This window comes from Streptomyces sp. 2A115 (assembly GCF_052245575.1).
Lineage (GTDB): Bacteria > Actinomycetota > Actinomycetes > Streptomycetales > Streptomycetaceae > Streptomyces.
Map to the genome: position 1 here is coordinate 1 of NZ_JBQQCG010000110.1, position 13,425 is coordinate 13,425.

A 13,425-nucleotide genomic window follows, 5' to 3' on the forward strand; every position below is an offset into this window, starting at 1 on the left:
CTACGAGGTGCCTTGCTGATTGTGCGTGCTGGAAGCGTCAGAACTCCCATCATCGCAGGTCAGCAGGCACCTCTTCTTGATTCCTTATCCACAGGACGCAGGTCACTCGGTGGATCGAGGCTTAGGGATCGCGGACAGGCCGTGCTCGATGTGCCAGCGCAGCACGATCTGCGCGGGGGTCTTGCCGTACCTGGCGGCGATCTGAGTGATGACCGGGTCCTGCAGCGGGCTCTTGCCCGCGTGCGGGGCGTCGGGCCAGTACAGATTCACCGCGCCGAGGGGGGACCACGCCTGGGTGACGATGCCGAGGTCTGTCTGCGCCTCGCGCAGTTCGCGCTGGATGAAGTACGGGTGCAGCTCGACCTGGTTGACCGCCGGTACGACGTCGGTGCGCACGATCAGATCGTTCAGACGCTCGGGGCTGAAGTTGGAGACGCCGATCGCCCGCACCCGCCCGTCGGCCAGCAGCTTCTGTGCTGCCTTGTACGCGGCGACCGTGGAGTCGAACTCGGATGTGTACGGGAAGTGCAGCAGGTACAGATCCAGGTAGTCCAGGCCCAGCCTGCCCAGGCTGGTGTCGAAGGCACGCAGGGTCGCGTCGTGGCCGAAGTCCGAGAGCCACAGCTTGGTGGTCACGAAGACCTCGCCGCGGTCGACGCCGGAGGCGACGATGCCCTCGCCGACCTCCTTCTCGTTGCCGTAGACGGCGGCGGTGTCGATCAGGCGGTAGCCGTGCTGGAGCGCGGTCGTGACCGCGGTGGCGGTCTCCTCCGGTGGGTTCTGGAAGACGCCGAGGCCGAGCGCGGGCATCTGCACGCCGTTGTTCAGCGTGATCATCGTGCTCTTGCCAGTCATGGTGGTTCCTTGCATGAGCGGGGACGGACCGATACGAGGTTCGATACCGGTCGGCCCCAAAGCGGGGCACTGACCATGCAACCGGGAACGGACACGATGAGGGAGTCTCCGCTGTGAGGGGTAACAGCAGGGCCCCCAGCGGCATATGCGCAGGCCAAAGCCCCGCCCTTGCTGCCGGCGGCAGCCGGAGAAGGCGGGGCCGTGGACGTCGGTTCAGTTCTCGGAGTCCGCCTCGGCGGCCTGCACATCCGCGGCCTCGGCCGTGGCGGACCAGCTCGCCAGCAGGTTCAGCGCGTCCGCGGCCGCGGAGCCGGGGGCCGCGTTGTACAACGCCACGACCAGCCCCGAGCCGTCCGGCAGGTTCATCGATTCGAAGTTGAGCTCCAGCTCGCCGACGACCGGATGCCTAAGGCGTTTCGTCCCGTCATGGAAGACGTGTACGTCGTGCGCGCCCCACATCACGCGGAAGGCGTCGCTGCGGGTCGACAGCTCACCGATCAGGTTCGACAACTCGCGGTCGTACGGGTTCTTGCCCGCCTCGACCCGCAGCGCACCCACAGCGCCCCTGGCGATGCGTTCCCAGTCGACGTAGAACCGCCGGGCCGCGGGGCTGAGGAACACGAACCGCACGGTGTTCGCCCCGCAGACCGGATCGGCGTACATCTCCGAGAACAGTGCGCGACCGAGCGGGTTGGCGACCAGAATGTCGAATCGGTGGTTCTTCACGAACGCCGGCATGCCCGGCATCCCGTCGACGATGCGCTGCACGCTGGGCCGCACAGCCGGCCGGGCAGTCCGGCGCCGCACCCGGGCGGGCGTCGTGTTCGCCGCTCGGGCCAGGTCGTACAAGTGCGTGCGCTCCGTGTCGTCGAGCCGCAGAGCCTGGGCCAGCGCGTCCAGGACGCTGTCGGAGACACCGCTGAGATTGCCGCGCTCCAGACGCGTGTAGTACTCGACGCTGACCCCGGCGAGCATCGCGACCTCGTTCCTGCGGAGCCCCGGCACCCGGCGTTGTCCGTACACGGGCAGACCGGCCTGCTCGGGCGTGATCTTGTCACGGCGAGACTTCAGAAACGCACTCATTTCGGCGCGGTTGTCCATGAGGCCAGGGTAGGTTCGCCGCTCACTAACTGAGAGACCCTGCCATTACCCCTCACAGCAGTAACCCCCAACGCCACCCCCCTTCCGGTTGGGCGGAGCCGCAGGTCAGAGGGATTCGCCGCTGGATACCTCCCCGCCCCCAGGCGGGATGCGGATCACGGGAACGGGACCGCGCAAGCCGACGGACCTTCCGGACGAGTCGCCACCACAGTGCAGAGGAATACCATCCACCCGGCTGACATCAAGCCCCCTGGAAGCCGATCAGCAACAGCGGCGCCCGATGCAGCCGACCAACCCACACGCTCCAGGCCGCATCAGCCCCGAGGAAGCCGGCGTGACGGTCTTCTGCGGTGAGCGCCGCGTCCCCGGGCTGCGCCGCGAGGAGGTCCCCCAGCTTGCACCGTTTACTACACCGGGATGAAACGCGGGAAACTGCGCGGCGTCTCCACGAGCTTCCTGCGCTCACTCGCCCGCACCCTGCGCATGGACGAAACCGAGACCCAGCACCGCTCAACACGCTGAACTTGACAGGGAACACTGCCTGTCGACGTACAGCTTGTCCGCCAGACGAGCCCCGCACCCCCCAAGCAGCAGGCCGCACCAGAAGGAGTCACCACGATGACGCCGCCGGAAAGCATCCAGCTCGATGGCCGCTATGGGCAGGACCACCGGCACGTCCGAATGCTCGTTGCCGATCACCGCCGTCTGTGTGAGTCACGCATTAGCGCCCACTCAATCCCCGCTCTCCACAGTAGGGCCTGGTGGGTGGCCCGAGCAGACCACCGCGTCCTGCCGGACGCATAGCGGGCCGGTCCCGGCGAGATCTGCGACCGCCCGCGATCCGCAGCCTCCCGCCCGCCGCGCGCAGGGGATCCGGATCATCGTGTCCGATGGCGCCGCCGGAAGCGGGCTGTCTCGCTGTGCCTGTCAACAGGGCTGTCACTCGCAGGGATTGCTGCCCCTTCCGGCCGCGGGGTTGCTGTGCGAGGGGGTACGGTCAGTACAGGAGCACCCGCTCGTGGACCAGCTCCGTGGCCTGGGGCACAGCGTTCAGCAGCGGTGACCCCGTGGACGGTCTTCGCCGGTCGACAGCAAGGTCTGCACGTGCCTGTGCCACCACAGCCGCGCCGCGGTCGGCTGCACCGGCGGGTCAACTTCCGGGACCTGGCCACCGGACGGCCGGTGCTGTACTCCAATCTCAAACGGGGCCGCACCCTCGACGACCGCCGCTTCGCTGGCCTTTGCTCAGCTCTGCCGCTCCCGGGAGCTGCGCAACGAGCCGGTCCGACAGGACGGACTTCCGTGCTGGTCCGGATGGGCGAGGGCCTGGGACAGACGACGGCTTACCGCCCGGGTGTAGGGGAGGTGCACGCCGAGGATGAGGGCGGGCGTGAGGGCGCGGTAGCTCAGCCAGCACGGGTGACGCGGCGGCGCGCTGCCCTCGGCGGTGTTGCAGATGCCGCACAGCAGGCCGCGCAGAAGCCCGGACTGGTGGCAGTGGTCGGCCACCAGATCACCGGGAGAGCGATGCCCGCATGCGGCGCAGCGGTCGGCCTGCCAGGTCACGAGCAGGCGCGCACGATCGCGTTCTCGTAGCCGAACTCTCTCCGGCTCGGGAATGTCGATGCGGACCTCGTAGCCGTGCGGGCCTCCGGGACGTACGCCGCGGGCTTGGTCGTCGTAGAGCCATGCGCCCTGGCGGACGGTGGCGTAGCGGCCCGCGAACTCGCCTCCGGTGATCCGTACGCGGGTGCGGAGGGCCAGGCCCGGCCATTGCTTCTCCAGCGCCCGGGAGACGGCGTGGATTCCCCAGGCGGTCATCGTGTCGGCGGCCGCCTCGGTTGCGCCGCGGCCGACCTCACGGGTCATCCCGCCGTACTGTGCACGCAGATCCCGGCCGCCGACTTCATCGACCTGCGGCCTGTCGACCGACTCGCCAAGCTCCGCGCCTTGGAGGAGTGGCTCGACTGGCAGCTCAACAGCACGCGACGGAAGATCCGCGAAGTCACGGCGCAGGTGGAGCAGGATCACCGCGCCCGCGAACGGGCCTACGCCGAACAGCGGTAGAAACTCCAGCCCAGCCGCGCCGGCGACCGAACCGCCATCCTTCACCGCGGCGGCTGCGGACAGTGGAAGCGGCAGATGGGCTACCTCGAGCGGAACGAAGACCTGCTGGCTCTCACCGACGACGAGCTGACGATCGAGATGTGCCAGATCTGTCGGCCAGAGACCGGGCTCCAGACCGCTTAGGCGCTGCGCGGTTTCCGGCCCGCTGTCTTCTTGCCGGCCTTCTTGGCGGGTGCCTTCTTCGCCGTCTTCTTGGCCGCGGTCTTCTTCGGCATCTGGTGCACGGTCGCGTCCTCGCCGCGGGAGGCCTTCGCCTTGGCCACGGACTCCTGGAGTGCGTCCATCAGGTCGACGACCTGCCCGGCCGGCACCGACGGCTCGGGCACCTCCGGGGGTGTCTTGCCTTCCCGCTTGGCCTTGATGACCTCGGCGAGCGCGTCCGTGTACCGGTCGGTGAACTCGTCGCCTTCGAGTTCGTCGCGGGTCATGCGGTCGATGAGCTGCTCCGCTTGCTCGATCTCCTCGTCGGTGAGCTCCACCGCATCTGGGGCCAGCTGGGAGGGGTCGCGGATTTCGTCGGCCCATCTCATCGCGTGCAGGACGATCGCCTCGTCGCGCACTCGCAGCAACCCCAGACGCTCGCGGCCGGACCAGGCGTACTTCGCTACGGCAACCTTCGATGACCGCTCCAACGCCTGGCGGATCAGCACATACGGCTTGCTGGCGACAGGGCTGGCCGGTTCCAGGTAGTAGCCCTCGCCGATCTGGATCGGGTCGATGCTGTCCAGCGGTACGAAGGCTTCGATCTCGATCGCCTTGGCGGTCGGCAGCGGCATGTCGGCCAGTTCCTCATCGGAGACTGCGATGATCGTGTCCTTGGAGATCTCGTAGCCCTTGCCGATCTCGTCCTGCGAAACCTCGCGATCCTCGATCGAACAGACCTTGCGCACCCGCACCCGCCCCATGTCCTCCAGGTGGTACTGGTGGAACGAGATGCTGTGGTTCTCGGTAGCAGCCGTAACCCGGATCGGGATCGTGACCAGGCCGAACGAGATGGCGCCGGACCAGACAGGACGGGGCATAGCAGACCTCCGCGACGTGCCCCGAGGGCTCCAGCGTACGAGGGGTCGGCCGGTCTTGCATGGACAGCGGGGAGGTTATCCACAGGCCCGCATGCGATCTCTGCCCCCGCTCTACCGTGACGTGCCTGTGGATCACAAGGGGGCGTTATGCACAGGCACGGCACGGTAGTCGAGGAGCTCGCCGCGGAGGTCATGGCCGAGCTGCCGACTGACGAGGCGCGACGTGAGGTGACCTCCGCCCGTACGTTGTCAGGGCTGCTCCCGTCCTCACACGCGTTCCCGCGGTCGGACTGCCCTCAGCTGCACCCGCTGGCTACGACCAGTCGGCGGCGGAGTCCTTTCACCTCCGCTCGGTTCTGCAGCGCCTCGTGGCGCACTTGCTGGATCCAGTACATGCCGCACGCCGGGGCCATCGAGGTACGCGAAATCGGATGGGCCGGTTGAACGGCCATCACCGCTTGTGGAACGTCACGTGATTCCCCATCAGCAGCGTCAACTTCCCCGCCCAAGCGTTCAAGCCTGTGGTGCTTCTGAGATTCCGGGCGTGATGTCGCGCGACAACGGAGCCTCTGAGCTGGGAAGCTCGTCGACCGTCCGGCGATATGCCCCCGAGATCATCAGTAACCTCGACCTGTTACTCGCCCCGCTTCCGGACGGGTTCCCGGGCCTGCAGCGCAGTCGCTGGCTCGCTCCCCAGAGCGCGCCCCGCCAATCGGAGGAGCAGCGTCCACCCGATCGGTCACCGTCCGCGCGCCCCGCCGTCCCGGCTCCCCATACCGCCCGGGGGCGGCGGAGATGCTGACCATCCCCGGGAACAACCGTTCCCCAGGGCGATCAGCCATCGGAGGCGACCATGCCGCACATGGATCCCATTAACCACGAGGTCGTGCACACATCGACCATCCCGGCGAACGTCGGTGACAAGATCAAGCTCTTCGTACGGGAATACAACGGCTCCGGATCCGGTGGCACCCCCAAGCCGGTCCTCATGCTCCACGGCAGGAGCGTTCCGGCCCTCCCCGGCTTCGACCTCGTGCTCCCTCCGCCCGGCAGCTCAACGCACCCGGACACCAGCTACAGCTGGGCGCAGGCCCTGGCGGGCAAGGGCTACGACGTGTTCATCATGGACCTCCAGGGATCTGGGCGCTCCCACCGCCCGAAGATGGACGACCCGTGCAACGCCAACCCGGCCCAGCGAGGCCTCCTCCAGACCAATCCTGGTACGGGGAACTGCTCCCCGACAGCGAACTACCCGTACCAACTGGGCAACTCCAAGAGCGAATGGGACGAGCTGGGCACCGTCGTCAAGTTCATCAGGGACCGGTGTGCCAACGAGAAGGTCGCATTCATCGGCTGGTCTGCGGCCTCTTTCGTCATGGGCCCGTACGCGCTGCAGAATCCCGGGGACGTGGCGAGCATGTTCCTTCTCGCGCCCATGTTCCCCCCGAACGGCCGATGGTCGACGGACACCGCTGCACCCTTCGCTCCGCCTCCCGGAACGCCCCTGCCCACGCAGCCGGAGTCCAAGCCGCCCGCGGTCTTCGGCTTCCCGATGAACCTGACCAGCAAGGCGGGACTCCAAGCCAGCATCAGTGACAAGGAGCTGGCCGACCATGTGTGGCAGGCCATCATGGACAGCGACAGCATCGGCCAGAAGTGGGGCGGCCTGACCGCGGGGGCACCCGAAGGCGTCATGCGGTGGCGCAATTCCTACTGGTGGGGCTGGAACACGAGCACCGTGCCGCACGCCTCCACGCTCGGCACCGCCGTGCCGGTGTGCATCGTCTACGGAGACCAGGACAGAACGGCCAACACACCACAGGAGTTGGGGCCGGTGCTGCACTTCTCCGTTCCGAAGCTCTATAAGGAGATCCCGGGCGCCGACAAGCTGATGTTCCGTGTCGAGGGCTGGGACCACAACCCGGTCTGGGAACGTCGGGGCGCCCAGGTCCTGCAGCACATGTCCTGGAAGTGGCTCGAGGACAAGAAGGTGTACGGCGTCGAGAGCGGAAGCTGGGTCATGGACACGGACGGCGTGCTGGCGGAAGTGGAGTAAGGACTCCTAACAAAAGTGGTGGACTTGGCCTGGTCAGCGGCCGGTGTCGCGCACGAGGCCGCCGGGTGGCGGGACGCGGTCAGCCGCACAATCGCACGCGATAGACCCGGCGACGTCGACGATCACCCGGGGATACTGGTCGCCCATGGATGAGGCCAAAGTCGTCGTCGCCCATTCCGAGCACGCGACCCTGCGCGTCGGCGACGTGTTTCTGGCCGCAGACGCCGATCAGGCGCGCATCGACGTCGAGGCGATGGCCCTGGCGCCGGTCCCGACCCCGAAGGTCCTGTGGCGCAAGCCGCCCGTGCTCGCGATCGCCGCACTCCCGGGGGCGGCGCTTGGGCGCCTCGGCGGGCCGTCGACCCGGTCGCCGAGGCGTGGGCCGCGGCGAGTGTCGCCACCCGAGAGTTGCACGACGCGCCGTTGCCGCCCTGGCCCGGCTGGTGGTCATGGCGACGCAGGGGTGCGGGGAGTGCCGCGAAGAATTGGCGTCGATCTGATCAGGCGTGGTGCTCGACCTTCGCCGTTGGACGGCCACTCGCGAAGGTCGCCGCTGACGGCGACATCAGCGACCAGGCCATCGCCTCCTCGGCGATCGCCGACTACATCCGCGAACGACAGCGGATGAACGACGAACTGCGCGGTATCGCCGAGGTGAGCGACCTGCCGACGGACATCTGAGGCGAGCGCCTCGCTGTCACCGCCGGGGTGCCGGGACCGGCATGCCTAGTGGCCGGGCCAGCCCCGCCACCGACTCGTCCAGACGCTGCAGATGTCGCAGCACGCGGTCGGTGACACGGCCGTACCGGGGTGTGCCCGGGACGTCCGGCTCCAGGAGCGAGGCGATGCTCGGGCCGGTCTCGATCTCGACGGCGGCCTGCTCGTCGGCGACGTGCGCGGCGACCGCCCCGATGTTGTGCTGGATCCGCCTCCCGGCCCGGCGTAGCCTCGGGTCCGCCGCGATCGAGGGATGGGCGGGCAGCAGTTCGGCCGTCGCGGCCAGCGAACGCGCGTGGTACGCGCTGGTCTCGAGCAGCGCGACGACATAGCGGGCGGTGTCCCGGCGGGCCCGCAGCGGCGTGACCGGGTGGGTGAGCGGCTGGGTGGCGGCGCGCAGGTCGGCCAGCGCCTGGTCCAGGTCGCGCGCCTGGTCCAGCAGATCGACCGGAGGGCCGCCGCTGAGCTGGTCCACGGCCGCCTCGGTGACGTCCGCGAGCCGGTCCAGGACGGTGACCAGCAGCTCGTTCGTACGGCGGTCCGTGCGCACCGGCAGCACGAACGCCGCCGCGACGATCCCGCAGGCCGCGCCGAGCGCCGTCTCCGCCACACGCAGCAACAGCACCGAGGCGCTGTAGGTGTGCAGGAGGGTGTAGAGCACGCCCAGCGCCGCGGTGACGAAGAAGGACATCAGGGTGTACGACAAGGGTGCCGTGTAGAACATCGCGAACACGCACAGCAGCACCAGCGCGAACGCGGTCCAGGTGTGCTGCCCGACCAGCGTGGCCAGCACGATCCCGGCCACCACCCCGAACACCGTGCCCAGCAGCCGCCGGTAGCCCTTGACCAGGATCTCGCCCGTGGACGCGGTGTTGAGGAACACGATCCAGCAGGTCAGCACTGCCCAGTACCAGCGGTGGCTGGAGAGGAACTCCCCTCCGACGATCGCGAGCGACGAGCCCACGGCGACCTGCACGGCGGCCCGTGTGGTCGGCCGCCGCAGCCCGGTCAGCTGCTCCTCGCCGACGGTGTCGTCCTCGCCGGCGTCGATGGCGGCATCCTCGGCGTCCAGTTCCTCGCGCGAACGGGCCGTCGCCGGGGTGTCGTCCGAGTCGTCCTGGGGCCCGTCCAGGGCGATCCGCAGGCCCAGGACCGCCCGGGAGGCCTCGCCGATGCCCCGGAAGACATCCTGGACGGCGGGTGAGGCGGGCGGCAGGTTCTCCTCGTCGCGGTACCCGAGCAGCCGGTTGCGCACATGGGACAGGGCCGTGCCGGAATCCCCGGTGGTGGGCCGCAGCACGAGCATGTGCAGCGCGTCAAGATCGCGGCGCAACGTGGCACTCGCCTCGTCCCGCACGGGCAGATGACCTCCCGCCGGGACGGGGGCGCCGGGCAGATGCAGGGTCAGTGTGGTAGCCCGCTCGGCGCTGCGCGCGGTCAGCAGCAACAGGCCCAGCCGCTCGGCGGCGATCTCGGCGTCCGCGATACGGCGCTGCACGAGCCGGGCCGCGGCCTCGTCGGACGTGCCGTCCTCCAGCCGCCCCTGGATCATCATCGCCGTCTCGTTCAGGCGGGCGGTGCCGCTGCGCACGTCCTCCAGCGCCTTCTCCACATCGTCCGGCCCGGCGTCGAGCAGGTCGAGCTGCGCCGACACCAGTTGGGCCAGTCTCGCGCGGAAGGCCTCGCGCAGCCGCTGAAGAATGTGCGCGGGCGTCTCGGGCACGAGCACGAACCGCACCAGCGCGCTGCTGAGGAAGGCGACGACGATGGCGCCGTACAACTCGGGCAGTCCCGAGACGGTGGCGCTGACGAACAGGGACAGGAAGTAGACCTGGAATCCGATCAGGCCGAGCGCGGTGCCGCGGTCGCCGAACCGGCGCCCGTAGACGGCGAAGAAGATGAGCGCGACGAAGAAGAGGTCGCCGGCCACCACACGGGAGCTGAGGAGCGCGCCCAACGTCACCGACGTCAGCGCCATCGGCAGCCCCAGTGCGAGCGTGACGGCCTGCTGCCCGCGCTGCTTCTCGCGGATGGCGAAGGTGGCGACCATGGCCGCCATGGCCCCCGCGACCAGATGCGTGACGTCGACGTCGAGGAAGCTGAGTACGGCCAGCGTGAGGGCGATCGCGCTCACGGTCCGCAGACCGGCGGTGAGTCTCAGCAGGCCCGGATCGGACGCGGCGATGCCGTCCCGCAGCCGTGCCCGCACCGACCATCCCGCTGCCTTCACGCCGCCGTACTCACTCCCGTGTCACGTCATGATCTCCGGCATCAGCATGACACGGCGGGGCAGGCCGCACCGGTCCCGGGTCTCGGCCAGGGTGTACGCCACGAGGGCGTTGGCATGACCGTGGCCGCGGCCGTGCTCCGTCCTTAACCAGGTGACCAGCTCCATGTGCCGGGTCAGCGGCGAGGAACGGATCAGCTCCTGCCACTCGGCGATCGGCCGGCCGTACTTCTTCTCGATCGAGGGGAAGCAGCTCGCGGGGTCCTTCACGGTCTCGGCCATGGCGGTTGTCCTTTCGCTGTGACGCTGTCCTGTCCCTCCTTGGACCGCCGACCGGCCGGCAACGGATCGGCAGTCCTGAGCGACCCACGTCACGTGCGCGGAAGCGTCACTGCCCGATCCGCTCGGAGCCCTCGACATGGGCCCGCACCTTTTCCGGCGTCAGATAGGCGCCGACGGCCGCCAGGCCCTTCAGCTTGAGGGACCTGCCGGTCTGGAGACCGGTGCGGACGAAATCGTCGCCGGCGACCGCGTTGAGCACCCAGTTCGTCACGACCCGGGTTTTGGCGACGTTGGTGCGCAGCGCCGACCAGCTGGCCGGACGAGCCTTCCCCGCGCCGCGCGGGGAAGCAGACTGCGGGCATGACTGAGCACCGCCCGACCCACCCTTCAGCGCCGTACACGGCCGTACTCTGCGACGTCGATGGCGTCCTGCGGCACTGGTCCGCCGACGACGAGACCCGAGCACACCCACGGACTGCCCGCTGGCGCACTCGCGGCCGCAGCCTTCGCCCCGCCCCGCGTCCACCCCGCCATCACGGAGCAGATCACCGACGAGCAGTGGCGCTCCGCCGTGGCGGCCGACCTCGCCAGCACCTACGGGTCGAAGGAACGGGCACACGCTGCCGTCGCCGCCTGGAGCGAGCTCGTCCCACTCGTCGACCTGGAACTGGTGGGCCTGCTCACCCGCGTACGCGACGTCGCCTCCGTGGCCCTGGTCTCGCTGGACGACGGATTCGGCCGGCCGGTCGGCTACATCGTCGGCACCGCGGACACCGAACAGTTCGTCAAGAACTTCCGTGAGACATGGATCCCTCGCGTCGCCCGACGTTACCCCGAACCCGCGACGGCACCCCGTACGCCAAGCGAGGAGATGATACGGCTACTGGACGCTCCTGAGCGGATGATCGTGCCCGAGCTCGTGGCGTACCCGGCGCACTTGCACATCGATCTCCTGCCGGAATGGCAACGGCGAAGCTAAGGGCGGCAGTTGATGAACTCCTTCCTGGCCGCGCTCTACGACCGAGGCGTTCCGGCCGTCCATCTGGGGATGGCCAGCGCCAACACTCCCGCGCGGGCGTTCTACGACCGCCTCGGCTTTCACGAGATCCCAGTCCCCGGCTCCGGCCCCCTCACCCATCTCGGCAGGTCGACGGCCGTCGCCACGCCGTAGTCGGAGCGAACGTCGTCGCCGGCGCGAGGTAGGCCAACGGCGCTGCCCTGTCACCGGCATGAGAAGGCCGTCCCATGTCGTGTCGCTCACTGCCCCGCCCGGGGAAGCTGTCGCACGTGTCCTCTAAGCTCCGGCGCATGAGCGAGGCGGACACCGGCAGACGGGTCATTGATGGGCGGTTCCAGCTGGAGGTGCGGCTCGGCGGCGGCGGGATGGGTACGGTCTGGCGGGCCACGGACCTCGTGCTGCGGCGGAACGTAGCCGTCAAGGAGGTGCGGCCGCCGGACGGGACGCTTGCCGAATACGACCCCGACGGCGCGCGGATGCTGCGGGAACGCGTGTTGCGCGAGGCCAGGGCGCTGGCGAGGATCGAGCACCCGAACGTTGTGACGATCCATCACATCGTCGACGGCGGCGAGGGGACCTATCCGTGGATCGTCATGGAACTGGTCAGCGGCGGCTCGCTGGCCGACCGGCTGGGCCGGGGGCCGATGGACCCCGTCGAGACGGCATGGACCGGACGGGAGGTGCTGGCCGCGCTGCGCGCCGCGCACGACGCGGGCATCCAGCACCGGGACGTCAAGCCCGCCAACGTGCTGCTGCGCCCCGACGGCCGCCCCGTGCTCACGGACTTCGGCATCGCAGCCATCCGCGAATCGACGGCCCTCACCGCCACCGGGTCGATCATCGGCACGCCCGACTACATGGCACCGGAGCGCATCTCGGGCAAGGACGCAGGGTCGGCCTCGGACCTGTGGTCATTGGCGATGATGTTGTACGCCGCCGTCGAGGGCAGTAATCCGCTGCGTCGGGACACGACGCTGGCCACACTCGCAGCCGTCCTCTACGACGAGGTCCCGCCGCCGGTGAAGGCCGGACCGCTGGCGGACGTGCTGAGGCGCGTGCTGGTGCGGGATCCGGCAGCGCGGCCGGATGCCGAGACCTTGGACCGGATGCTGGCGGCCGTCGCCGATGGCCGTGCGGAACCCACGTCCTACCGGCTGACGCCTCCGCCGGCTACCGGAACCGCCTCGGCATTTCCGTCAGGCCCGGACGGGTTCGGTCCGCCGGAGGCATACCCGACACCGCAGGACGCCGTTCCGCCGACACCGCAGGACGCCGTTCCCTGGATGCCGTCCGCGTCCATGCCGCACCCGATACGGCCCGGTGCGCCGACGCCCACCGGCCCGGCTCGGCGAGGGCGCTGGGCCGCGGTCGTCCTGTCCGCTGCCGGCACGGTGCTTGCCGCGGTCCTGGTGTGGGTACTGCTGCCGGGCGCTGACAAGTCCGGATCCTCGTCCTCCGGGGATTCCCCGAGCGGCGATGCGAGGCCGTCGACGGGCGATACCTCGACGCCCACGTCCCCGGAGACGAAACAGGAGAGGACCACCGACCTGCTGACGCCCGACGGCATCCGCACCGCGATCAAGGCTTTCAAGGAGGAGACGGGCAGCGACCAGTTCGGCGACTTCTCGGTATATCCCGAGCACGTCTCCGCCTATGTGATGGTCAAGGGCAGTCGGACCAGGTACGACACCTACACCTACCGCGTCGACCGGGGTGTGGAGAAGGGCATCATCAAGGGCACGCTGTCCGGAGGCCGGCAGTCGATGAGCCTGGACGGCTTCGACTGGGACGCGGTCCCCGCACTGCTGGCTGAGGCCGAAAAGAAGCTGAAGGTCGACAGTGTCACGAGCCGCTACTTGCTTGTCCGGCAGCCGAACGACGTGTTCGACACCCCTGCCGGTATGGCCGTGTACCTCAGCAACGAGTACAACGAGGGCGGCTATCTGGAGGCCGACACCGACGGCAGGGTGACCAAGGTGATGCCCGCCGACGGATGACCCCAGGGCCATCACCTCGTCGT

At 69.1% G+C, this 13,425-nt stretch carries 11 protein-coding genes and 2 pseudogenes; 6 read left to right on the forward strand and 7 right to left on the reverse strand.

Annotated features, from left to right (window positions below; translation table 11 throughout):
- Positions 1–102 precede the first annotated feature (102 nt).
- The 3 genes from ACTWQR_RS49730 to ACTWQR_RS49740 all read right to left on the reverse strand — a co-directional run bounded on the left by ACTWQR_RS49730 (position 103) and on the right by ACTWQR_RS49740 (position 3,777).
- Positions 103–855, reverse strand: coding sequence for an aldo/keto reductase (locus ACTWQR_RS49730; protein WP_443233956.1), 753 nt, complete (start codon positions 853–855; stop codon positions 103–105).
- A 213-nt stretch (positions 856–1,068) separates the two neighbouring features.
- Positions 1,069–1,956, reverse strand: coding sequence for a helix-turn-helix transcriptional regulator (locus tag ACTWQR_RS49735; RefSeq protein ID WP_443233957.1), 888 nt, complete (start codon positions 1,954–1,956; stop codon positions 1,069–1,071).
- A gap of 1,245 nt (positions 1,957–3,201) precedes the next feature.
- Positions 3,202–3,777, reverse strand: coding sequence for an endonuclease domain-containing protein (locus tag ACTWQR_RS49740; protein WP_443233958.1), 576 nt, complete (start codon positions 3,775–3,777; stop codon positions 3,202–3,204).
- Here ACTWQR_RS49740 and ACTWQR_RS49745 point away from each other — a divergent pair.
- Together ACTWQR_RS49745 and ACTWQR_RS49750 are read left to right on the forward strand one after the other, a co-directional pair.
- On the forward strand, positions 3,757–4,023 hold the full coding sequence (locus ACTWQR_RS49745; protein WP_443233959.1) for a hypothetical protein: 267 nt from the start codon (positions 3,757–3,759) through the stop codon (positions 4,021–4,023). The genes ACTWQR_RS49740 and ACTWQR_RS49745 overlap by 21 nt on opposite strands.
- A gap of 36 nt (positions 4,024–4,059) precedes the next feature.
- A complete protein-coding gene (locus tag ACTWQR_RS49750) occupies positions 4,060–4,206 on the forward strand; it encodes a DUF6233 domain-containing protein (RefSeq protein ID WP_443233978.1) in 147 nt (48 codons plus the stop codon).
- Here ACTWQR_RS49750 and ku read toward each other — a convergent pair.
- Positions 4,203–5,105 carry a non-homologous end joining protein Ku gene (ku, locus tag ACTWQR_RS49755; protein ID WP_443233960.1) on the reverse strand — a complete coding sequence of 301 codons (903 nt, stop codon included), beginning with the start codon at positions 5,103–5,105 and terminating at the stop codon, positions 4,203–4,205. The genes ACTWQR_RS49750 and ku overlap by 4 nt on opposite strands.
- Before the next feature lie 862 nt (positions 5,106–5,967).
- Between ku and ACTWQR_RS49760 the strand changes: the two genes are divergently transcribed.
- Together ACTWQR_RS49760 and ACTWQR_RS49765 are read left to right on the forward strand one after the other, a co-directional pair.
- The gene (locus ACTWQR_RS49760) at positions 5,968–7,161 is read left to right on the forward strand and encodes an alpha/beta fold hydrolase (RefSeq protein WP_443233961.1); all 1,194 of its coding nucleotides are present in this window, start codon (positions 5,968–5,970) and stop codon (positions 7,159–7,161) included.
- A gap of 145 nt (positions 7,162–7,306) precedes the next feature.
- Positions 7,307–7,602 (forward strand): annotated as a pseudogene (locus ACTWQR_RS49765) (aminoglycoside phosphotransferase family protein); the annotation flags it as partial.
- 256 nt (positions 7,603–7,858) lie between these two features.
- Here ACTWQR_RS49765 and ACTWQR_RS49770 read toward each other — a convergent pair.
- From ACTWQR_RS49770 to ACTWQR_RS49780, 3 genes are all read right to left on the reverse strand, one after another.
- Positions 7,859–10,108, reverse strand: a complete 2,250-nt coding sequence (locus ACTWQR_RS49770; protein WP_443233962.1) for an FUSC family protein — start codon at positions 10,106–10,108, stop codon at positions 7,859–7,861.
- A gap of 21 nt (positions 10,109–10,129) precedes the next feature.
- On the reverse strand, positions 10,130–10,387 hold the full coding sequence (locus ACTWQR_RS49775) for a DUF4287 domain-containing protein (protein WP_443233963.1): 258 nt from the start codon (positions 10,385–10,387) through the stop codon (positions 10,130–10,132).
- Positions 10,388–10,493: 106 nt separating this feature from the next.
- Positions 10,494–10,658 carry a hypothetical protein gene (locus ACTWQR_RS49780; RefSeq protein WP_443233964.1) on the reverse strand — a complete coding sequence of 55 codons (165 nt, stop codon included), beginning with the start codon at positions 10,656–10,658 and terminating at the stop codon, positions 10,494–10,496.
- Positions 10,659–11,108: 450 nt separating this feature from the next.
- Between ACTWQR_RS49780 and ACTWQR_RS49785 the strand changes: the two are divergent.
- Positions 11,109–11,558: pseudogene (locus ACTWQR_RS49785) on the forward strand (GNAT family N-acetyltransferase); the annotation flags it as partial.
- Between the two features lie 137 nt (positions 11,559–11,695).
- Positions 11,696–13,402, forward strand: a complete 1,707-nt coding sequence (locus ACTWQR_RS49790) for a protein kinase domain-containing protein (RefSeq protein ID WP_443233965.1) — start codon at positions 11,696–11,698, stop codon at positions 13,400–13,402.
- The last annotated feature ends 23 nt before the right edge of the window (positions 13,403–13,425 follow it).

What these genes read in the sequence shown, in the direction of transcription:
- ACTWQR_RS49790 (WP_443233965.1), top strand. Translation starts at nt 11,696, where the DNA reads ATGAGCGAGGCGGACACCGGCAGACGGGTCATTGATGGGCGGTTCCAG.
- ACTWQR_RS49775 (WP_443233963.1), bottom strand. Translation starts at nt 10,387, where the DNA reads ATGGCCGAGACCGTGAAGGACCCCGCGAGCTGCTTCCCCTCGATCGAG.
- ACTWQR_RS49730 (WP_443233956.1), bottom strand. Translation starts at nt 855, where the DNA reads ATGACTGGCAAGAGCACGATGATCACGCTGAACAACGGCGTGCAGATG.
- ACTWQR_RS49760 (WP_443233961.1), top strand. Translation starts at nt 5,968, where the DNA reads ATGGATCCCATTAACCACGAGGTCGTGCACACATCGACCATCCCGGCG.
- ACTWQR_RS49735 (WP_443233957.1), bottom strand. Translation starts at nt 1,956, where the DNA reads ATGGACAACCGCGCCGAAATGAGTGCGTTTCTGAAGTCTCGCCGTGAC.
- ku (WP_443233960.1), bottom strand. Translation starts at nt 5,105, where the DNA reads ATGCCCCGTCCTGTCTGGTCCGGCGCCATCTCGTTCGGCCTGGTCACG.
- ACTWQR_RS49740 (WP_443233958.1), bottom strand. Translation starts at nt 3,777, where the DNA reads ATGACCGCCTGGGGAATCCACGCCGTCTCCCGGGCGCTGGAGAAGCAA.